General features: G+C 68.1%; 24 protein-coding genes and 1 pseudogene. 11 read left to right on the top strand and 14 right to left on the bottom strand.

Annotation, left to right across the window (positions count from 1 at the left end; all coding sequences use genetic code 11):
• The 3 genes and pseudogenes from BU124_RS12180 to recR all read left to right on the top strand — a co-directional run.
• Positions 1-519: pseudogene (locus BU124_RS12180) on the top strand (DNA polymerase III subunit gamma/tau); the annotation flags it as partial.
• A 68-nt stretch (positions 520-587) separates the two neighbouring features.
• On the top strand, positions 588-932 hold the full coding sequence (locus BU124_RS12175; protein WP_084863852.1) for a YbaB/EbfC family nucleoid-associated protein: 345 nt from the start codon (positions 588-590) through the stop codon (positions 930-932).
• Between the two features lie 143 nt (positions 933-1,075).
• Positions 1,076-1,669 (top strand): recombination mediator RecR, encoded by a 594-nt coding sequence (gene recR, locus BU124_RS12170; protein ID WP_084863851.1) that lies wholly within the window; start codon positions 1,076-1,078, stop codon positions 1,667-1,669.
• Positions 1,670-2,410: 741 nt separating this feature from the next.
• Here recR and BU124_RS12165 read toward each other — a convergent pair.
• The 8 genes from BU124_RS12165 to BU124_RS12130 are packed head-to-tail and all read right to left on the bottom strand — an operon-like array spanning position 2,411 to position 9,207.
• Positions 2,411-3,085 (bottom strand): NnrU family protein, encoded by a 675-nt coding sequence (locus BU124_RS12165; protein ID WP_342743746.1) that lies wholly within the window; start codon positions 3,083-3,085, stop codon positions 2,411-2,413.
• A complete protein-coding gene (locus BU124_RS12160; protein WP_084863849.1) occupies positions 3,082-4,269 on the bottom strand; it encodes an NnrS family protein in 1,188 nt (395 codons plus the stop codon). The genes BU124_RS12165 and BU124_RS12160 overlap by 4 nt, the downstream gene beginning before the upstream one ends.
• Before the next feature lie 2 nt (positions 4,270-4,271).
• The gene (locus tag BU124_RS12155) at positions 4,272-4,532 is read right to left on the bottom strand and encodes an NnrT protein (protein WP_084863848.1); all 261 of its coding nucleotides are present in this window, start codon (positions 4,530-4,532) and stop codon (positions 4,272-4,274) included.
• On the bottom strand, positions 4,529-4,705 hold the full coding sequence (locus tag BU124_RS12150) for a protein NnrT (protein ID WP_084863847.1): 177 nt from the start codon (positions 4,703-4,705) through the stop codon (positions 4,529-4,531). The genes BU124_RS12155 and BU124_RS12150 overlap by 4 nt, the downstream gene beginning before the upstream one ends.
• A 1-nt stretch (position 4,706) precedes the next feature.
• A complete protein-coding gene (locus tag BU124_RS12145; RefSeq protein ID WP_084863846.1) occupies positions 4,707-6,590 on the bottom strand; it encodes a nitric oxide reductase activation protein NorD in 1,884 nt (627 codons plus the stop codon).
• 4 nt (positions 6,591-6,594) lie between these two features.
• Positions 6,595-7,389 (bottom strand): CbbQ/NirQ/NorQ/GpvN family protein, encoded by a 795-nt coding sequence (locus BU124_RS12140; RefSeq protein ID WP_084863845.1) that lies wholly within the window; start codon positions 7,387-7,389, stop codon positions 6,595-6,597.
• Between the two features lie 3 nt (positions 7,390-7,392).
• On the bottom strand, positions 7,393-8,742 hold the full coding sequence (locus BU124_RS12135) for a cbb3-type cytochrome c oxidase subunit I (protein ID WP_084863844.1): 1,350 nt from the start codon (positions 8,740-8,742) through the stop codon (positions 7,393-7,395).
• 12 nt (positions 8,743-8,754) lie between these two features.
• Complete coding sequence (locus tag BU124_RS12130) at positions 8,755-9,207, bottom strand: c-type cytochrome (protein WP_084863843.1); 453 nt, start codon at positions 9,205-9,207, stop codon at positions 8,755-8,757.
• Between the two features lie 121 nt (positions 9,208-9,328).
• Here BU124_RS12130 and BU124_RS12125 point away from each other — a divergent pair, with 121 nt between their 5' ends.
• Entirely contained in the window at positions 9,329-9,541 is a 213-nt protein-coding gene (locus tag BU124_RS12125) for a DUF1858 domain-containing protein (RefSeq protein WP_084863842.1), read from the top strand.
• A gap of 6 nt (positions 9,542-9,547) precedes the next feature.
• Here the strand turns inward: BU124_RS12125 and BU124_RS12120 are convergent, their stop codons facing one another.
• Positions 9,548-10,264: a Crp/Fnr family transcriptional regulator gene (locus tag BU124_RS12120; RefSeq protein ID WP_143529980.1), complete on the bottom strand. Its 717-nt coding sequence runs from the start codon at positions 10,262-10,264 to the stop codon at positions 9,548-9,550.
• A gap of 144 nt (positions 10,265-10,408) precedes the next feature.
• Here BU124_RS12120 and BU124_RS12115 point away from each other — a divergent pair, with 144 nt between their 5' ends.
• Genes BU124_RS12115 through BU124_RS12105 form a run of 3 tightly spaced genes read left to right on the top strand, consistent with a single transcriptional unit; the run spans position 10,409 to position 12,895 of the window.
• Positions 10,409-10,840, top strand: a complete 432-nt coding sequence (locus BU124_RS12115; protein ID WP_084863841.1) for a pseudoazurin — start codon at positions 10,409-10,411, stop codon at positions 10,838-10,840.
• 57 nt (positions 10,841-10,897) lie between these two features.
• Positions 10,898-12,115: a copper-containing nitrite reductase gene (gene nirK, locus BU124_RS12110; protein WP_084863840.1), complete on the top strand. Its 1,218-nt coding sequence runs from the start codon at positions 10,898-10,900 to the stop codon at positions 12,113-12,115.
• A gap of 18 nt (positions 12,116-12,133) precedes the next feature.
• Positions 12,134-12,895 (top strand): formylglycine-generating enzyme family protein, encoded by a 762-nt coding sequence (locus BU124_RS12105; RefSeq protein WP_245831691.1) that lies wholly within the window; start codon positions 12,134-12,136, stop codon positions 12,893-12,895.
• Between the two features lie 126 nt (positions 12,896-13,021).
• Here the strand turns inward: BU124_RS12105 and BU124_RS12100 are convergent, their stop codons facing one another.
• Positions 13,022-13,771, bottom strand: a complete 750-nt coding sequence (locus tag BU124_RS12100; RefSeq protein ID WP_084863839.1) for a DUF1013 domain-containing protein — start codon at positions 13,769-13,771, stop codon at positions 13,022-13,024.
• A 116-nt stretch (positions 13,772-13,887) separates the two neighbouring features.
• Between BU124_RS12100 and BU124_RS12095 the strand changes: the two genes are divergently transcribed.
• Both BU124_RS12095 and BU124_RS12090 read left to right on the top strand, forming a co-directional pair.
• A complete protein-coding gene (locus tag BU124_RS12095; RefSeq protein WP_245831690.1) occupies positions 13,888-14,532 on the top strand; it encodes a ribonuclease T2 family protein in 645 nt (214 codons plus the stop codon).
• A 141-nt stretch (positions 14,533-14,673) separates the two neighbouring features.
• Entirely contained in the window at positions 14,674-15,528 is an 855-nt protein-coding gene (locus tag BU124_RS12090; RefSeq protein ID WP_084863838.1) for a DUF2189 domain-containing protein, read from the top strand.
• Positions 15,529-15,532: 4 nt separating this feature from the next.
• Here BU124_RS12090 and BU124_RS12085 read toward each other — a convergent pair whose 3' ends face one another.
• Positions 15,533-16,504 (bottom strand): NAD(P)H-quinone oxidoreductase, encoded by a 972-nt coding sequence (locus BU124_RS12085; protein ID WP_084863837.1) that lies wholly within the window; start codon positions 16,502-16,504, stop codon positions 15,533-15,535.
• 40 nt (positions 16,505-16,544) lie between these two features.
• On the bottom strand, positions 16,545-17,240 hold the full coding sequence (locus tag BU124_RS12080; RefSeq protein WP_084863836.1) for a COQ9 family protein: 696 nt from the start codon (positions 17,238-17,240) through the stop codon (positions 16,545-16,547).
• Between the two features lie 113 nt (positions 17,241-17,353).
• On the opposite strand from BU124_RS12080, the gene rpsU reads away from it, so the two are divergent.
• Complete coding sequence (gene rpsU, locus BU124_RS12075; protein ID WP_084863835.1) at positions 17,354-17,560, top strand: 30S ribosomal protein S21; 207 nt, start codon at positions 17,354-17,356, stop codon at positions 17,558-17,560.
• 116 nt (positions 17,561-17,676) lie between these two features.
• On the opposite strand, the gene BU124_RS12070 is transcribed toward rpsU, so the two are convergent.
• Positions 17,677-18,276: an exopolysaccharide biosynthesis protein gene (locus BU124_RS12070; protein WP_084863834.1), complete on the bottom strand. Its 600-nt coding sequence runs from the start codon at positions 18,274-18,276 to the stop codon at positions 17,677-17,679.
• 1 nt (position 18,277) lies between these two features.
• Positions 18,278-18,736 carry an Lrp/AsnC family transcriptional regulator gene (locus BU124_RS12065; protein WP_084863833.1) on the bottom strand — a complete coding sequence of 153 codons (459 nt, stop codon included), beginning with the start codon at positions 18,734-18,736 and terminating at the stop codon, positions 18,278-18,280.
• Positions 18,737-18,867: 131 nt separating this feature from the next.
• Here BU124_RS12065 and ald point away from each other — a divergent pair, with 131 nt between their 5' ends.
• Complete coding sequence (gene ald, locus BU124_RS12060) at positions 18,868-19,986, top strand: alanine dehydrogenase (RefSeq protein ID WP_084863832.1); 1,119 nt, start codon at positions 18,868-18,870, stop codon at positions 19,984-19,986.
• The last annotated feature ends 26 nt before the right edge of the window (positions 19,987-20,012 follow it).

Below are 20,012 nucleotides of genomic sequence, written 5' to 3'. Positions count from 1 at the left end.
GTGGCCCCGCCCGCCACCGGCCCCTCGGGGCCGTCCGCCGGCACGGGCGGCGCGCAGCGGGCGGTTGCGGCCGAGGCCGCGCTCGCCCGCTACCCGACCTTCGAACACGTCGTCGAGCTGATCCGCAGCCACCGCGACGTGAAACTGCTGGTCGACGTGGAAAACTGCGTCCGCCTTGTTGCCTACCAGCCCGGCCGGATCGAGTTCCAGCCAACCGAGGACGCCCCGCGCGACCTCGCCGCGACGCTGGGCACCCGCCTGCAGAGCTGGACAGGCAACCGCTGGGCGGTCACGGTCGTGGGCGCCGGCGGCGGCGCGACCATTGCCGAGACCCGCGACGCCGACGCGGCCAGCCTGCGCGACCAGGCCGCCGCGCACCCGCTGGTCAGGGCCGTTCTGACGCGCTTTCCCGAGGCACGCATCAGCGACGTCCGCAGCCCCGACGCCTTGCAGCAAGAGGCCGAGATCGAGGCCCTGCCGGAGGTGGACGAGGAATGGGACCCCTTCGAGGAGGACTGATCCGGCCTTGTGGCCGTGACGCCAGGGCAATATCTGCACTGAAACCGCAGTCGACAGGAGATACGGGAATGTTCAAGGGAATGGGCCAGATGGGCGACATGGCCAAGATGATGAAATCCGCCCAGGAGCTGCAGCAGAAGATGGAGCAGCTTCAGGAAGAGATGCACGAGATCATGGTCACCGGCGAAAGCGGCGCCGGGCTGGTCAAGGCCACCGCCAGCGCCAAGGGCGACCTCAAGGGCCTGGACATCGACCCGTCGATCTTCAACGGCGACGACAAGGAGGTGGTCGAGGACCTGATTCTGGCCGCCATCAAGGACGCGCAGTCCAAGGCCAGCGACCGCGCCGCCGAGGAAATGCAGAAAATCCAGGAGGAACTGGGCCTGCCCGCCGGCATGAAACTGCCATTCTAGAGCATGTCGCGCAAAACCCGGAACCGGTTTTGCGCGCCCCGGACATGCGTAAACAGTAAGTCAGAGTGTCGCGGGGGAATGCGAGTGCACGCGGCACACTCCGGGGCAAGTCGCGCGGCGAATTGACCCGGCGGGAGACCATCTTGACCAGACCAACCGGCGACATCGAGGACTTGATCGAGCTGATGGCCCGCCTGCCGGGCCTGGGTCCGCGTTCCGCCCGGCGCGCGGTGCTGTATCTGATCAAGAAGCGCGGGACCCTCCTGACTCCGCTGGCCGAGGCCATGGCGCGGGTCGGCAGCACGGCGCGCGAATGCCTCAACTGCGGCAACATCGGCACCGCGGACATCTGCGACATCTGCACCGCCGAGAAGCGCGCCACCGGCCAGATCTGCGTGGTCGAGGACGTGGCCGACCTCTGGGCGATGGAACGCGCGGGCGTTTTTACCGGCCGCTATCACGTGCTGGGCGGCACGCTGTCGGCGCTCGACGATATCGGCCCCGAGGACCTCCGCATCCCGCGGCTGAAATCCCGGGTCGCCGCCGAGGGCGTCACCGAGGTGATCCTGGCGCTGGGGGCCACCGTGGACGGCCAGACCACGGCCCATTACATCGCCGACGAACTGGCCGAGGTTTCGGTCACCTCGCTGGCCCAGGGCGTGCCCGTGGGCGGGGAACTGGACTACCTTGACGACGGCACGATCACCGCCGCCCTGAACGCGCGCAAACGGTTCTGAGCGGCCCTGTTTCGACGGGAGACGGACGTCGCGGCCCGAGGTGGCTCGGGGACGGCATGGACAGCCTCGGCCGCTTGGAGGTCCCCATGGGACACGCCGGTTTTCAGCATGAAATCGGGCTCGTGTTTGGCGCGAACGGTAAAGGCGCTCGGCCTGACGAAAACCCCGAACTCGAGCAATTTCCGGCACCATGCCGGCTCCGGGGGACGCATTGATGACCCTGTCGGCATGGCCCTGCTGGCCGGGCGCGGCCGGGGGACTTGCCCGGAATTGGAAGTCGCGCCGGACCTGTGTCTCGACAGAGCGGTGACGCCGGAAAACGACGATGGCGACCTCATGCCCCTCGTTGCGGCGGGTCCTGCCCTGATGGCCCCCGGCACGGCGCTCGCTTCGGCACAGCCGCTGCTTGGGCTCCTGATCCTTGTCGGTGCGGTGATGCTGCTGTTTTTCGCGGTGGTGCGCATAGTGCAACGCCAACAGGGGCAGTCCGGAGCGGCGCACACCCGACCGATCCGGCGTCTGGGTGGGGGTCATCGTCATCGGAATGATGCTGTCCGGGGGCGGCGCGGCTCTGTCGGTGGTGCAGGCGCCGATGGTCGGCTTGAGCATCGCGCTCGGCGGCGGCGTTCCGTGTGGTGTCGGAGGCTTGCGGATGATCCTCGGGGCCAGCAGGCGCGACTAGGATCTTGCCGCAACTGGCGCGCAGACGTCGCGGCCCATTCCGACAGATGGAGACACCAGTCACACAACGGCCACGCCGATGACATATGGGTGCGCCAGTAACAGGGCCGCAAATGCTGCCAGGCCCGCCAGCCCCCGCAGGATGGCGCCGCGCCGGGACAGGGGCGGTTGCAGACGCGGGGCGGCGCGGCGGGCGGAGTCCAGCGCCGCCCAGTGCGCCGGGCCGAGGTCGCGCCGCTTGCGTCGGTCGATCAGCCACTGCCCCGCGATGGCAAAGCCGCCCAGCACGCCAAACAGGATCACATGGGCCAGATCACCGTTGGCCAACATGTGCACCCCGGCCCAGAGCGCCAGCGCCAGCAGGATCGGGTGCCGGGTCCAGCGCAGGATGCCCGCCCTGTGCGGGTCGAATGCGTCGTTTCGCGCCCCGCCGAAGGAGAACGGGTTGGGCCGCGCGATGGAAAACGCGAGGGCCAGGCACACCGCCAACATGCCCGCCTGCGCGGCCTGCCGATGCCAGCCCGCCTGATACCAGAGCGGCAGATACGGCGCCGCCCCCGCGGCCCGGATCAGCAGCGCCAGCATCGCCAGCGACAGCGCCGAATAGGCCAGGCCGAAGCCGCGCCGGCCGAGCAGGCCGACCAGACGCGCCTTGACGCCCGGACGCACGGGGATCGAATGCGTCAGGAAAAAGCCCGCGAAGACCGCAGCGAACCCGGCCCAACCCATGGTCATGCCCCCGGCTTGGGGCGCAGCAGCGCCGGACCGTAGGCGACAACGAACCCCGCGAAGGCGGCGATCCACAACAGCCCGGACAGCTGGCTGAACTCAACGTGCGCGGAGGCTGCAAACCGCAGGATCGCGGCCCCGAAGACGCAGAGGTAGATCGCGACGGTCGCGCGGTTCGCGGTCAGCGCCTGCCCGGTGTGGCCCAGGCTGGCCCGGGTCATCACCGCCAGCGTCATCACGCCGATGGCCCCGGTCATCCAGAGGTGCTGCGCCGCGGCGGGGCCGGCCAGCCCGGCGGCCAGGTCCAGTCCCATGGCCAGCGCCCCGGCCGGAACAAAGAGATAGGCGGCATGCAGCACGAACAGCAGGGGCGCGCGCAGCGTCCGGTGCGGCTGCCAACGGGCCTGCCGCGCCAGGTGCAGCAGCCCCATGCCGACCAGCCCCGCCCCGGTCGCCGGTGCGGCGGGCCACAGGACCCAGGCCAGCAGCACCGCGACGCTGACCAGCAGGACCAGCTTGTCGAACCGCTGCATCGGCGGCGCGGGGCGCGCGGGCTGGCCGGCCTTGACCAGCCAGTTGCGTGTGAAGGACGGCACGATGCGCCCGCCGATTACCGCGATCATCATCACCGCCGTCGCCACGCCAAGCCGCAGGCCCGGCCCCTGCGCCGGATAGCCGCCCGCCATGGCCTCGGCATGAAACAGCGCATTGGCCAGGGTGAAGACCACCAACAGGGCCAGAACGACGAGGTTGCGCCAGTTCCGTCCGGCGATGATCTCGCGCAGGATCAGCCCGCCCAGCACCAGCGGAAACGCCAGGTCGATGACCGGCGCGATGGCGACAGGCAGCAGCACCGAGACCAGCACCGCGATCCGCCCGGCCACCCAGAGTGCGAAGAGCGCGGCGAGCCGCCAGCCGACCATGGGCAGGCGGCCCGTCCAGTTGGGCACCGCCGTCAGCAGGAACCCGGCCAGGACCGCCCCGAGATAGCCGAACAGGAATTCATGCGCGTGCCACGAGACAGGGTCGAATCGGCTGGGCAGGGTGATTGCGCCCGCCAGCATCGGCAACCAGATCAGCATCGACAGAACCGCCCACGCCGCGCCGAATAGAAAGAAGGGCCGGAACCCGAAGCTGAAGAGCGCCGGGCCTGTCCAGGCGCGCATCTGCTCTGCCGATGTGCTTGCCATGTTCATTCTCCTGCGGGGTCGGTGCCCGCGTCTGCCGTGTCCATGAGCCTGCGGATATGCCGCGCGAAATACCACGTTGCCGGGGCCCCGATCACGCAGCCGAGCCCGATCGACCATGCCGTGGACAGGACCGGGCCGCCGACCCAGCTGAAGATGAGCGCGGCGAAGAAGACGTTGACCGCCGCCGCCCCGGCCCCGAACGGGTAGAGCGCCAGCGCGATCTTGTATGTCGGCCAGCCCCGCTCTGTTATCGGCCGCGTCATCGGCGCGCCACCAGCCGCTGCACCGCGATCATGGCCACGACAAGCGCCAGGCAGGCCAGGGCATACCAGAGCTCGGCCGTGGCCGATTGCGCCTGCGGTATGGGGCGATCGAACTCTTCGGCCAGGGCGGGCGATGCGAGCAGGGCGGGCAAAAGCGGCATCAGTCGGCGCATGTCAGGTCTCCTGTGTCAGGGTGCGGTAGATGTCGGGCAAGGCCCGGGACAGGCGCTCGGGCGTGGGCAGCAGGGTGAAGCCGCCACGCCCGAAGATGCGGGCGAACCAGTCCTGACCGTCCGCGTCGATGACGATGCCGTGCAGGCTCTGGCCGGCATTTCGGGCCTCGCGCACGGCCATGTGGCTGTCCTCGATGCCGTGCTGCCCCTCGTAGTGGTCCAGGTCGTTGGGCTTGCCGTCTGTCAGCACGATCAGCAGCCTGCGCGCGCTCGGCTCGTCGGCCAGTTGCGCGCTGACGTGGCGAATCGCGGCCCCGAGGCGGGTATAGTGGCCGGGGGTCAGGGCACCGATATTGGCGGTGATCTCTGGCGACATGGGCGCGTCGAAAGCCTTGCAGCGGCTCAGGAACACGCGGTCACGGCGCAGCGATGAAAAGCCCCAGATGCCAAGCCTGTCGCCGGCCGCGTCGATGCCACCCGCAAGCGCCGCCATGGTCTCGCGCGCGACCTCGATCACGCTGGTATCGCCGATGGCGGATTCGGTCGAGCGCGAGGTGTCGATCAGGAACGCGACCGAGACATCCCGGTCGACCTGCCGGGCCGATTGCCAGATGCGGTCGGACCCGCGCCCGGTGGCGGCGAGATCGGCGCGCGCGGTCAGCACCGCGTCGAGGTCCAGCTCCGTGCCGTCCACCTGGCGCGGTTGCAGCACGCGGCGCGGGCGCAGGGCCTCGAACTGGCGGCGCACCTCGCGCATCCGGCGCGCATCGGGAGCGAAGGGGGTGCCCGACGGGGCCACGGGCGCGTCCAGCACGCGGCAGTGCGCGTCCATGTAGCTGCGCGCGCGGTGGTTCCATTCGGGGTAGGTGTGTTTGCCGGCCAGCGCCTCGTGGTCCGCATCGGCCGGCGACAGGTCCAGGTGCAGGCGCAGGCGGGTGGCGACCTTGCGGGCCTGTTTCGACAGGGTGATGCGGTCCTGGTCGTCGGCGGCCTTTTGGGCGTTCTCGTCGTCGTCATCGTCGACGCTGCGATTGATGTTCATCGACTCGACCCAGGACAGGATCGACTCGAAGCGGTGGATGATAAAGCTGTCCTTGCGGTTGTGCTGATCCTGGTCCTTGCGCTCGCCCAGCTTGCGGCTGGTTTGCTCGGCAGCCGGGGGCGGCGCGGCCGGATCAGGCGCCGCCTCCTCGGCCGCATCGCCTTTGCCCGGCGCGGCGAAGCGCAGCCAGATCGGCACGGGGGCCATGGGCATGTAACCGCGCGCGGCTGGGGCCGCGGCCAACTCCGGCGTGTGGCCGCAAAGCTGATCCCGGATCGCGGCCTCCAGCGCCGCTTCCTGTGCGGGGCGCGTCACGTCAGGGCGCGCCTCGGCGCAGTGCCGCGCCATCTCGGCATAGGCCCGCCGCAGCCCCGGACAAGCCGCATGGGCCGCATCGGCGGCCCGGGCGTTGGCCCGGATCTGCGCGCAGTCATGCGCGGGCCCGGTCTGGTCAAGGTCCATCTGCTCCGGATCGGCCGTGGCCGCCAGCGCGGTCAGCCAGAAATAGGCGGCGCGGTTCAGGGCGGGGTCGGGAAAGGCGGCCATCACGGGCGGCAGGGTCAGCCGTTCGCCGTCGAACCGGGCGATCCATTCGCGGTCGCGCTCGGCCCCCAGCTTGCGCCGGAGGGGACGGCGATGCTGCACGAGGGTCGCCGGGGCCTCGGCCAGTTCCACCCCAGGCGCACCGCCCAGGCCGCGGAACAGCACAGCCAGGCTGGGCCGAACCGCGGCAAGGGTCACCCCCGCCTGCGGATGGGTGACATCCGCCCCGATGCCGCTGGCCATGTCGTGCCAGAGGTTGCCGACCGTCTCTTCGGGCTCCATCAGGTCGCGCAGATGCATGGCCCTACCCGTAGATCGTCGCGACCAGGTCGCGCAGCGCCTGCTGCACGTCTGGCTCATCGCTGAGCGGTTCGATCACCGCGGCCTCCAGTGCGTAGTCGATACCCGTGCCACCGGCCATCAGCGTCGCGGCGTAAATCAGCAGGCGGGTCGAGACGCCCTCTTCCAGGTCCATGCCCGACAGATTGCGGATATGCCCGGCCAGCCGCACCAGTGGGGCAACGCGCCCCGGTTCCAGCCCGCTTTCGGCCGCGACAACGTCGATTTCCGTTTCTGCCTTCGGGAAATCGAAAGAGATCGAAAGGAACCGCTGCCGGGTCGAGGGTTTCAGCCGCTTGAGCACGTTCTGATACCCCGGGTTGTAGCTGGCCACCAGCATGAAGCCCGGTGGCGCGACCAGTTCCTCGCCCGTGCGGTCGATCATCAGGCTGCGCCGGGTGTCGGTCAGCGGGTGCAGCACAACCGTGACGTCCTTGCGCGCCTCGACCACCTCATCAAGGTAGCAGATCCCGCCCTCGCGCACGGCGCGGGTCAAGGGCCCGTCGACCCAGACGGTCTCTCCGCCCTTCAGCAGGTAACGCCCGATCAGGTCGGCTGAGGACAGGTCGTCGTGGCAGGCCACGGTATAGAGCGGCTTGCCCAGCTTCGCGGCCATGTGTTCGACAAAGCGGGTCTTGCCGCAGCCGGTCGGCCCCTTCAGAAGAAGGGGCAGGCCATTGTCATGGGCCGTCTCGAACAGGTCGCATTCGCGGCCGGTGGGCTCGTAGTACGGCAGGGTTGGTGTCGTTTGCATGTTCATGGCTCATTCTCCGGGGGCTGGGTTGGCGGGGCCGGGCGCAATAACCTCGGTCTTGCGCACCACGAGCAGCGAATAGATGAACAGCAGCGCCCCGATGACCACCGCCGCCCCGGCCCCGAAGCGCATCAGGTAGAATATCGACAGGCTGTCCTGCACGCTCATGTAATAGTCGCCGATGACGCGCTGCATGTGCGTCTGGATCGTGCCCGCGAAGGTCAGCACGAAGGTCATGAAGGCCATGCCGCCGGTCATCAGCCAGAAGGACGCCATGTTGAGCACCTGGTTGTAGGGCGCGCGTTGCCGCAGCATCGGCATGGCGTAGCTGAAGACCGCGAGGTTCAGCGCCACATAGGCCCCGTAGAAGGCCAGGTGCCCGTGCGCCGCGGTGATCTGCGTGCCGTGGCTGTAGAAATTCACCCCGTGCAGCGTGTGCAGAAAGCCCCAGACCCCCGCGCCGAAGAAGGCCACGGTCGAGGACCCCAGCGACCACAGCAGCGCGGCCTTGTTGGGGTGGTTCTTGCGGCCCTTCCAGACCATGACGAAGGCGAAGGACATCATCAGGAAGAAGGGGACCACCTCGAAGGTCGAGAAGATCGACCCGACCCATTGCCAGTAGCCCGGCAGGCCGATCCAGTAGAAGTGGTGCCCGGTGCCAAGGATGCCGGAAAACAGCGCCGTGGCGACGATGACGTAAAGCCATTTTTCCACCACCTCGCGGTCCACGCCCGTCAGCTTGAGCAGAAGGAAGGCAAGGATCGCGGCCATGACCAGCTCCCAGGTCGCCTCGACCCAGAGGTGGACGACGAACCACCAGTACATCTTGTCGAGCGACAGGTTGTCGGGGTTGATGAAGGCGAAGATCCAGAGCAGCGACAGCAGCCACAGCCCCATGAGAAGGACACCGGTGATCGCCGTCTTCTTGCCCGACAGCACGGTCATGGAGATGTTGAGCAGGAAGATCAGCGCGGCGACGAGAATGCCGAACTTGACCCAAAGGGGCTGTTCGAGGAACTCGCGCCCGCCATGGATGCCGACAAGGTAGCTGCCCACCGCGCCCAGCGTGCCGACCACGAGGATGACCAGCTGGACATAGGCCAGCCTCGGCGACCATATTTCGCGTTCCGACTCCTCGGGGACAAGGAAATAGGCCGCGCCGAAGAAGCCCAGCAGCAACCAGACGATCAGCGCATTGGTATGGATCATGCGGATCACGTTGAACGGCAGGATCTCCGACAGGAAATTGGGGGCAACGTAAATCCATCCGGCGATCAGCCCGCCCAGCACCTGAACGGCGAAAAGGCCGAGCGCGGCGAGGATGTACCAGTAGGCGATTCTCTGTGTTTCGTATTTCATCGTGATGCCTCCTTATCCGGCGTCGGTGGGCGGCCAGCCCTGGGTGTCTGTCTGGTCGGCCCAGCGCAGGAATTCGGCGAGGCCGCGCAGGTCCTCGTCGGTCATGTCGTAGGCGGGCATCTGGCGGCGGCCCTCGATGCCGCTGGGCTGGGCCGCGATCCAGCCCTTGAGGGTCTGGAAAGCGCCCTCGGGGTCGTCACGCACGCCCCAGCGCGTCATCACGTTGCCCAGTTCGGGTGCGAAATAGGCACCCTCGCCGTGCAGGCTGTGGCAGTTGATGCAGGAGTGTTCCTCCCAGACATGCTTGCCGTGAACGACCGCGTCGCTCAGCTCCATGCCGGCGGTCGAGGTCTGCACCACGTAGCGGTGCGAATGGACGGTCATCGCCACGAAGACCACGACGAAGAAGATCGAGCCCCCGTAGAAGATGTTGCGCGCCCGGGATTTCGTCAGGAATTCAGCCATGATCGGGCCTCCTTGAGTGCGGGATGCCCGGTTCCTAGTCCCGCCGTCGGCGAAGGAGTTTGTGCCAGCGCAAAGTTCGGCGCGATGGCGCGCCTAGGGTGATCCCGAAAGGAGGTTCCCGATGGCGCGTATCCGTATTGACGACCCGGACCTGCCGCTGGCCGATCTGATGACCGAATGGCCGCAGACCATCTCGGTCTTCCTGCGGCACGGGATGCTCTGCGTGGGGTGCCTCGTCAGCCCGATCCACACGGTGAGCGATGCCTGTGCGGCCTATCACCTGGATGAAGAGCTGTTCCTGTGGGAGCTGATGCGGGCCGCCGGGTTGGCCTGATGGACGTCATCCCTGGCCGAGAACCATCAGGGCATGGGGGTCGCGCACGGTGATGCGCTTGCGCCGGCTTTCGACAAGGCCGCGCTTTTCCCAGCCGCTGAGCACCCGGCTGACGGTGTGCAGCGTCGTAGCGGTGAGTTCCGACAGGTCCTGCCGGGTGATCGGAAAGTCGATTTCTATGCCGTCCTCGACCTTGCGGCCGGTCTGGTTGATCAGGCGCAGCAGGGCATTGGCCACCCGCTGTTCGACCTGCTGGGTGGCCATTTCCATGACGTGGCTGTGCACTTCGGAAAGCCTGTTGCCCAACGTCTTGTACGTCTCCGTGGCGAACCCCTCGTAGTCGGCAACGAAGGTATCCCAAAGCCGCATCGGCCAGCTGAGCGCGATGGACTCGGTCGCCGCCACGGCGGTAGCCGGGTAGGTGTCGCGCCCGATGGCTTTGGCGATGCCCAACAACTGCCCCGCCGGGATATGCAACGCCGTGACCTGTTCGCCTGTGGGTGACGTCCGGACGACGCGAACATAGCCATCCAGCAGCATGTAGAACCGTTCCGCGGGGTGGCCTTCTTCGAAGATCGAAACGCCTGCCTCGTAGCGCCGTGACGTGGCCTGGTCCAAAACCGTGCGGATCTGCCGGGTCTCGAGGCGCGAGAATGGCGGCAGGTGCGTCAGCAGGCTCTCGTCGAGCCGCGGCAGGGTCTTGCGAGCGGGAGCATCGTCCATCCGCATTTCTTGCCACAGATTGGACGGCGACACCAACGCGGCATTCCGGCCTGATCGTGCGGGAGTTTGTGCCAGCGCAAAACGCACCCTGACGGACAGGGTAATATTCCCTCGATCGCAACGATGATCTGAAAGGACAAACCGATGATCAGACCCCTTGCAACCGGCCTCGCCCTCGCCGCCCTGATGGGCGGCGCCGCCGTCGCCGAAACCTTTGAAGTCGAGATGCTCAACAAGGGCAGCGACGGCGAACGCATGGTCTTCGAGCCCGCCTTCGTGCAGGCCGCGCCGGGCGACACGATCAAGTTCCTCGCCATCGACCCCGGCCACAACGCCGAGAGCGTCGACGGCATGATCCCCGACGGCGCCGAGGGGTTCTCGGGCCGTATCAACGAGGAGATCGAGGTCACGCTGACCGAGGACGGCCTCTACGCCGTCCGGTGCACGCCGCACTACGCCATGGGCATGGTGATGACCATCGCCGTGGGCGATGCCGAGGTCCCCGAGGGCTACCTCGCGGGCCGCGTGCCGCCCCGGGCCAAGCAACGCTTCGAGGCCCAGCTCGACAACCTCTGAAACTTTTCCGGTGCGCGAGCCGATGCACCTGCAACCATACCCCCCATGGAGGGCCCCATGACCAAATTCATCAACCCCAGACTGTCGACGACAAGCCGCCGCAACGTGCTGCGCGGCTCGGTTCTGGCCGGCGCCGCCGCCATGACCGGCACGGCCGCCATGACCGGCCCGCGGGCGCCCCGGCTCGACCGGGCCAACGCGGCCTCGGCGCGGCTCTACAAGGCCGCCGGCGAACAGAGCGCCGATAGCACCGCGAAACCCGCCGACCTGTCGGGCTATACCCGCGTCAAGCAGGAACTAGTCGCGCCGCCTTTCGCGCCCGACCATGACCAGGTCGCGACCGGCGGACCCAAGATCGTCGAGATCACAATGGATACCACCGAGAAACTCATGGTCGTCGACGAGGATACCGGCGCCGAGGTCTGGGCGCTGACCTATAACGGGTCGGTCCCCGGCCCGCTGATCATCGTGCACGAAGGCGACATGGTCGAGCTGACCCTGCGCAACCCGCATGACAGCATGATGGAGCACAACATTGACTTCCACGCCTCGACAGGCGCCCTCGGCGGCGGCGGGCTGACGCATGTCTACCCCGGCGAGGAAACCGTGCTGCGCTGGAAGGCGATCAAGCCCGGCTGCTTCACCTACCACTGCGCCCCCGGCGGCGCGATGATCCCCTATCACGTCACCCACGGCATGAACGGTGCCATCATGGTGCTGCCGCGCGACGGGCTCAAGGATGCCCGGGGCAACCCGCTGCGCTATGACAGCATCGCCTATTTCGGGGAACAGGACTACTACCTGCCGACGGACGAGAACGGCGACTACAAGACCTATGACGCCGCCGGCGACGACTATGCCGACAGCCTCGAGGCCATGCGCGGGCTGGTGCCGACGCACCAGGTGTTCAACGGCGCGGTCGGGGCCCTGACGGGCGAGAACGCGTTGAAGGCCAAGGTCGGCGAGACCGTGCTGATGGTGCACAATTCGTGCAACGTGGACAGCCGCCCGCACCTGATCGGCGGGCATGGCGACTACGTCTGGGAAAGCTCCTTCACCGATCCGCCGATGACGGGGATGGAGACATGGTTCGTCCGCGGCGGCAGCGCGGCGGCGGCGATGTACACCTTCGAGCAGCCGGGTGTCTACGCCTACGTCAACCACAACCTGATCATCGGCGCGATGCTCGGCGGGACGGCGCACTTTGTCGTCGAGGGCGACTGGAACAACGACCTGATGGAACAGGTCGTCGCCCCGCGCCCCTTCGCCACCTGACCCGAAAGGACCCGACCCATGACCGCCCCCCGGACCATGATGCCCGCCGCCAGGTATGGCCTGATCACGGCTGTGCTGATCGCCGCGGGGGTGGCCCTTCTCGGGGCCGCGCCGGACTGGCGTGGCCCCGAAACCACCCCGTCGGACGTGACCGAGGCCGCGTTCGTGGCCGTGACGCGCGCGGACGGCGCGCCGCTTCACGTCCAGAAACACGAGGTGACCGTCGCCGACTGGAACCGCTGCCACGACGGAGGCGGCTGCACGCTGCGCCTGCGCGCGCGGCCGGGCCAGGACCCGGCCGTGACCCCGGCCACCGGCATCAGCCATGCCGACTCGATGGAATACCTGCACTGGATCAACGATGAGACCGGGCAGGCATTCCGCCTGCCCACCGCCGCCGAGTGGCGCGAGATCGCCCGCCCGGTGCTGCACGACGACGCCGCCCCGATCTTCACCGACCCCGCCCTTGACTGGGCCTCCACCTACCTGAGCGAGGGCGAGGCACCCCGCGCGCTCAGGCCGCAGGGCAGTTTCTCGACCACGCCCGCGGGCATCGCGGACCTGGACGGCAGCGTCTGGGAATGGACGCAGGATTGCTATGCCGGGGCCGCGCAGGGCGTCGACCCCGCCCGGTGCCCGGCCTACCTCATGGGCGGCGAGCATGTCGCCGCGATGTCCTACCTGATCCGCGATCCGGCCCGCGGCGGCTGCGCCGTCGGAACGCCCCCGGCCCACCTCGGCCTGCGCCTGGTCAGCGACCGGCCGGTGACGCGGCCCTGAGCGGGCCGGAAACGGCCACCCTGTCAGCGGATCCCGCGGCCGCATCCGTTCAGTGTCTGACAGCACCCACCAGAAAATTGCCCGGGCCTTGCGGGCCAGAGGTCCGGTCGTGTGGTGCGGACGGGATCAGTCCTCGTCGTCGTCCCCGTCATCGTCGGGCAGGTTGAAGAAGCTGTCGGCGTCGGGCGTGGGCTCTTCCTCGTCCGCATCGTCGTCGGCATTGGACAACGAAAAGGTCTCCAGCCCCTCGATCGCCGTGGGCATGCGCGGCTCGGCTTCGGCGGCGAGGCTCTGCTCGGTCGAGACCAGCTTGCGGCGCTCGTCGTCGGACATGACCTCGCCTTCGCTCGCGCGCTTGGCGTTGGCCTTCTGCACGGCCGCGTCCAGTTCGGACTGCTTGCACAGGCCCAGCGCCACCGGGTCGATGGGTTCCATGTTCGAGATGTTCCAGTGCGTCCGCTCGCGGATCGACTGGATCGTCGGCTTGGTCGTGCCAACCAGCCTGGAAATCTGCGCGTCGGTCAGTTCGGGGTGAAACTTGACCAGCCAAAGGATCGAATTGGGCCGGTCCTGGCGCTTGGACAGCGGGGTATAGCGCGGACCGCGGCGCTTTTCCTCGCCTTCGGCGGCGGGGTTGTGCTTGAGCGTCAGCTTGTGCTGCGGGTCCGCCTCGGCGCGGTCGATCTCGGCCTGGGTCAGCTGGTTGTTGGCAACCGGATCGAAGCCCTTGACCCCCGCGGCGACGTCGCCGTCGGCGATGCCCTGCACCTCCAACTCGTGCAGGCCCACGAAGTCGGCAATCTGCTTGAAGGTGATCGTCGTGTTGTCCACCAGCCAGACGGCGGTTGCCTTGGTCATGATCGGCTTGTCAGCCATGGTCTCGGCTCCTTCGCGAATACTTCTCTCCCCGGCCCTGGATGGGGCGACCCGGCGTGCGGATCAGGTTCTCGTTGTCGGGGAACTTCGGCGCGGTATAATCGCACCCGGACGACATGGAAAGCCCCGAAATGCTGCGCCTGATCCTTGTTATTGCCGTTTTGGCCGGCCCGCTGCGCGCCGGGGGCACGGCCGGCGAGTTCGACTACTACGTCATGGCGCTGAGCTGGTCGCCCAACTGGTGCGCCCGCACGGGGGACGACCGCGACTCCCCGCAGTGCGCAACCGGGGCGGATTTCGGCTGGGTGCTGCACGGGCTCTGGCCGCAATACGCGCGCGGCTGGCCGGACTATTGCGCCACCACCCACCGCGCCCCGACGCCGGTGCAGACCACCGCGCAGGCGGGCCTGTTCGGGTCAGCCCGCTCGGCCAGGCACCAGTGGGCCAAGCACGGCGTCTGTTCCGGCCTGTCGGCCGACGCCTATTACGACCTGTCGGCGACGGCCTACGCCCGCGTCACCCGCCCGCAGGTGTTCCGAGACCTGAACGATCCCGTGCGCCTGCCCGCAAGGGTGGTGGAGCAGGCCTTCCTGCGCGACAACCCGGCCCTGTCGGCCGACGCGATCACCGTGATCTGCCGCTCGGGCGGTATCGCCGAAGCGCGCATCTGCCTGACCCGCGATCTGGACTTCCGCGAGTGCGGCGCGGACGTCCGGCGCGACTGCGCGCTGGACAACGCCCTGCTCGCGCCGATCCGCTAGGCCGTTGACCGCAAGGCGGGACACGCGCTGTCTCGAAATCGTGACAGTGGGTAGCGCCGCGGCCTGTTATCGTCCTAGTGTGACGTCGTGTCGCGGCCCAAGCCACGCGACACGATCTGCCAGCCACGAACGGGAGGCGACATGACACAGACGATCGGAAATCCGCTCAGCTGGATCGGCAAGGCCTTCGGCCGGGCCTCGGGCCATGTCGGCGAGTCGGTCGAGGCCATCGGCGGCACCGAGGACAGCGCGCCGCAGGTTCAGCATCTCAGCCAGGAGGACCTGCGCGAAGCGCTGAGGCTCGGGATGCAGGATTTCACCGCCGCGCGGGCCGATGCGCTGTTCCTGGTCGTGGTCTACCCGGTGATCGGGCTGGTGCTGCTGGCCATGGCCACCGACCTGGCCGCGCTGCCGATGCTGTTCCCGCTCGTGGCGGGCTTTGCGCTGCTGGGGCCGCTGGCCGCCGTCGGCCTCTACGAGATCAGCCGCCGCCGCGAGAAGGGCGAGCCCGTCAGTTGGGGCGCCGCGCTCGGGGTCTTCGGTCAGCCCTACTTCGCGGCGCTGGTGGTGCTGGGGCTGTGCCTCATGGCCATCTTCGGGGCCTGGTTGATCGCGGCCTTCGCCATCCATGCCCTGACGCTGGGGCCGCAGCCGCCGGCCTCGCTCTCGGGCTTCCTGTCGGAGACGTTCACCACCGGCGCGGGCTGGGCGATGATCCTGCTGGGCACGGGAACGGGCTTTCTCTTCGCGCTGCTCGTGCTGGCGACAAGCGTGGTGTCGTTCCCGCTGCTGATGGAGCGCCATGTCAGCGTGCCCAAAGCCATCATGACCTCGGTCGAGGTGTTCCGAAAGAACCCCCGCGTGATCTGCACCTGGGGGCTGGTCGTCGCCGCATCGTTGGTCCTCGGCGCGCTTCCGGCGCTCGTGGGGCTGGTGATCGTGATGCCCGTCCTGGGCCACGCCACCTGGCACCTTTACCGCCGGGCGGTGAAATAGTCGCTCAGCCCACGGTGAGGACGATCTTGCCGATATGGGCGCTGCTTTCCATGCGGGCATGGGCGGCGGCGGCCTCTTCCAGCGGAAATTCCCGGTCCATGACGGGCGCGATGCGGCCCGAGTCGAGCAGCGGCCAGACCCGCTCGTGCAGGGCGCGGGCAATCTCGGCCTTGGCCTGGTCGGACTGCGGGCGCAGGGTACTGCCCGTGATCGTAAGCCGCCGAAGCATCACCTGCGCGAAGTTCAACTCGACCTTTGGCCCCTGCAGAAAGGCGATCTGCACCAGGCGCCCCTCGTCGGCCAGCGCCTTGACGTTGCGCGGCAGGTAATCGCCACCCACCATGTCGAGGATCAGGTGCGCGCCGCCCTGGGCCCGCAGCACCTCGACGAAATCCTCGTCGCGGTAATTGATCGCCCGCTCGGCGCCCAGGTCGCGGCAGGCCGCGCATTTGGCCTCGGACCCGGCAGTGGTGAAGACGCGCGCGCCCATCACATGGGCAAGCTGGATCGCCGTCGTGCCGATGCCGGAGGAGCCGCCATGCACAAGGAACCGCTCGCACGCCTGCAGGCCGCCGCGCTGAAACACGTTGGACCAGACGGTAAAGAAGGTTTCCGGCAGGCAGGCGGCCTGTTTCAGCGACAGGCCCGCGGGCACCGGCAGGCAGTGGGCGGCTGGCGTCACGACCTCCTCGGCATAGCCGCCGCCCGGCAGCAGGGCGCAGACCTGATCGCCGACGGCCCAGTCCGTCACGCCCTCGCCCCGCGCGCTGATCTCGCCCGCGGCCTCCAGCCCCGGCAGGTCCGAGGCGCCGGGCGGCGGATTGTAAAGCCCGGCCCGTTGCAGCGCGTCAGGGCGGTTGACCCCGGCATGGGCGACCCTGATCCGCACCTCGCCTGGGCCGGGCTGCGGCACGTCACGGTGGGCCGGGGTCAGGACCTCGGGGCCGCCGGGCTGACTGATTTCGACAACGCGCATGGCGCCTCCTTTAAACGTGTCAGGATCGCGCCGCGCAAGCCTAGCGCGGCGCGGCCCAGCGCCCGGGCAGATCATCGGCAGCGCGGCGCGGCGCCCTGACCCGCCCGGCCAGCTTGCCCAGCGGCACGGTCAGCGGCTTGAGCAGCGGGTTGTCGTTGACAGCCGCCTTGACCTTTTCGAACCGCATCACGTCCGCGATACGGCGATCGATGAAGGCATCGGTGTCCATGTCGTCGGGGCTGGTGTCGCCCAGCCAGAACAGAACCACCGACCCGTAGACGGCCGAGAGCGTGGCGCGCTTGGTATACCAGTTGGCATCTTCCGAGGTGTCGCCCAGCGCTGTCCAGATCGCGTCGGCCGTGCCCCAGATCAAGCCCGAGCCCTCGGCGGCCATGTGCGGCAGGGCGAAAAGCGAGGTGCCGCGGCGCACGGCCTCCTTGTCGCCGGCGGCCTGCAGGCGCAGTCGGATCGCATGGGCGACCTTCTCGCGAAAGCGCATCTGCGACAGATCGGCGGTATCCAGCATATCGACCATGCGCTGGTCGCCCTCGCGGTGGAACAGCACAGCCAGGTCGACCGCGCCGCGCGGGCACAGCAGGCGGGCCTCGTCCAGGGGCATCTCGATATCCGAACAGGCGGCGCGGAAGGCCTGCTCGCTCCAGCCGTCGAAAACGACATGGGGCACGATGGCCGCCAGAAGTTCACGGGTCCGGGGGTCCGGGGCGGGATGGTACATGGGGGCCTCCTGCTTTGGTTTCGTGCGCTCTGGACAAGATAGCGGGACTTTGCTATCTGCCCACTTCCTGCAAATCATTGCAACCCGAACCCTAGAAAGGTGGTGACAACCACATGCAGGTAAGCGTCCGCGACAACAACGTCGATCAGGCTCTCCGTGCCCTGAAGAAAAAACTTCAGCGCGAAGGCGTCTTCCGTGAAATGAAGCTGCGTCAGCAGTTCGAGAAGCCGTCCGAGAAGAAGGCACGTCAGAAGGCCGAGGCGATTCGCCGTCAGCGCAAGCTCGCGCGCAAGAAGGCCCAGCGCGAGGGTCTGCTTTAGGCAGCCTCTGCCGCCGACCCCGGCCCTTGCCGTGACGAAGTGACGACCCCCGTGGCCCCGCCCCGGGGGTTTGTCGTCTGGCGGGTCAGGTACAGGCCGGTGCCGCGGGGCCGACCCTATCCCCCCAGACTGGTCACAACAAAAACCGGGATTGCCGCCGCCAGCGCCATGAAGGCCGCGCCCACGAAGACGAACAGCCCGTCGCTGGCGATGAAGGCCACCGAACAACTCAGGACCGCCATCCCGAGGATCGACGACGAGAAGGGCACCAGTTCCAGAACCGGCATGGACGCGCCCGACACAATGCACATCACCTGCGGCAGGCGGTGCCCGGGCGGCTGCACCAGCACCCGGAACCTGTCGCGCGAAAAGCGGTCGAGCCGCTCGGCCAGACCGCGCATGCGCCGCATGGCCGCGCGCAGGCTTTGCGGGTCCACGCGGCGCTGCAGCAGGACCCGCGGCAACCAGACCGCGCGGCGCGAAAAGACCATCTGCAGCGCGATAAGGGTGATCGACACGCCGCAGGCGGTGGAAAACAGCGGAATGCCCGACAGCGGCGAAACGACCAAGAGCGCGGGCACGGTCAGGGCCGGAACGAAGGAGGTGGGACCGAAGGCCTCGATCATCATGCCCAGCGTGACCGGACCCTCGCCGGTCAGATCCTCCAGCCGCTGGACGGTGTCGCGCACCGGGTGGGGTGTGGCCGCCTCTGTCATGCTAGAGCGGCAGCGCGGTGGTCTGGCGCACGGTGCGCAAGGCAAAGGACGACTGCATCCCCTGCACGCCCGGCAGGCGGGTCAGGGCGCGGCGGTGAAGACGCGCGAAATCCTCGGCATCCTCGGCCACGACCTTGAGCAGGTAATCCGCCGACCCGGCCATGAGGTGGCATTCCAGCACTTCCGGCACGCGGGCGACGGCCTTCTCGAAGGCATCGAGCAGCTCGTCGGCCTGGGCCGAAAGCGTGATCTCGACATAGACGATGGTGCGGCGATTGACCCTGGCCGGGTCAAGCAGAGCCACGTAGCCGCTGATATAGCCCTCCCGCTCGAGCCGTTGAACCCGGCGATGGCAGGCCGACGGGGACAGGTTCACCGCCTCGGACAGTTCCGTGTTGGACAGCCGGCCGCGGCGTTGCAGCGCGTTCAGAAGGCGGCGGTCGGTCTCGTCCAGCGACATGCGAGATGATCTTCCGAAAAGGCGTCGGTGCGTGCAATCATTTAGCGAGGCGTCGCGGGATTGGCAAAGAAATCTCCAAGCATTTGCATCGTAATGGCGCGATCCTGCACCCGTGAAAGAGGAGGATCACAATGCATATCGGATGCCCTACCGAGATCAAGCCGCAGGAGTTTCGCGTCGGGCTGACCCCCAACGCCGCGCGCGAGGCCGTGGCCCATGGCCATGATGTCACCGTGCAGGCCGGCGCCGGGCTGGGCGCAGGGTTCACCGACGCGGATTATCACGCGGCCGGCGCCCGCACGGTCGATACGGCCGACGAAATCTTCGCGACCGCCGACATGATTGTGAAGGTCAAGGAACCCCAGCCGGGCGAACGCAAGATGCTGCGCGCGGATCAAGTGCTGTTCACCTATCTGCACCTGGCCCCCGACCCGGACCAGACACGCGACCTGCTGAACAGTGGTTGCACCGCCATTGCCTATGAAACTGTGACGGACCGCAATGGCGGTCTGCCGCTGCTTGCGCCCATGTCCGAGGTCGCGGGCAAGCTGGCCCCGCAGGTGGGCAGCTGGACCCTGCAAAAGGCCAACGGCGGGCGCGGGGTGTTGTTGGGCGGCGTGCCGGGTGTTGCCCCGGCCCGCGTCGCGGTGATCGGCGGCGGGGTCGTCGGCACGCAGGCCGCCCGCATCGCCGCGGGCATGGGCGCGGATGTCACGGTGCTCGACCTGTCCCTGCCCCGCCTGCGCCACCTCGACGACACGCTGCGCGGCGAATTCAGGACAGTGCATGCCTCGAAGGGCAACACCGCCGAGGCCGTCGCCGCGGCCGACATGGTGATCGGGGCGGTGTTGATCCCCGGCGCCGCCGCGCCCAAGCTTGTCACACGTGAACAGCTCTCGACCATGAAACCGGGCGCCGCGCTGGTGGACGTGGCCATCGACCAGGGCGGCTGTTTCGAGACCTCGCGCGCGACCACGCATGCCGACCCGATCTACGCGGTCGACGGCATCATGCACTACTGCGTGGCCAACATGCCCGGCGCGGTGGCGCGCACCTCGACCATCGCGCTGGGCAATGCCACCATGCCCTTCATGCTGGCGCTTGCCGACAAGGGCTGGCGGCAGGCCTGCGCCGAGGACGAACACCTTCTGGCCGGCCTGAACGTGCATGCCGGGCAGTTGACCTATTACGCCGTGGGCAAGGCCCTGGGGATCGATGTCATTTCCCCACAGAAGGTTGTGCGCGGGTGAACCTTGTATCGGCGTCCGGTCTGGTT

It is taken from the genome of Salibaculum halophilum, assembly GCF_002094885.1.
Classification (GTDB): domain Bacteria; phylum Pseudomonadota; class Alphaproteobacteria; order Rhodobacterales; family Rhodobacteraceae; genus Salibaculum; species Salibaculum halophilum.
This window is presented reverse-complemented; position numbering and strand designations above follow the sequence as displayed.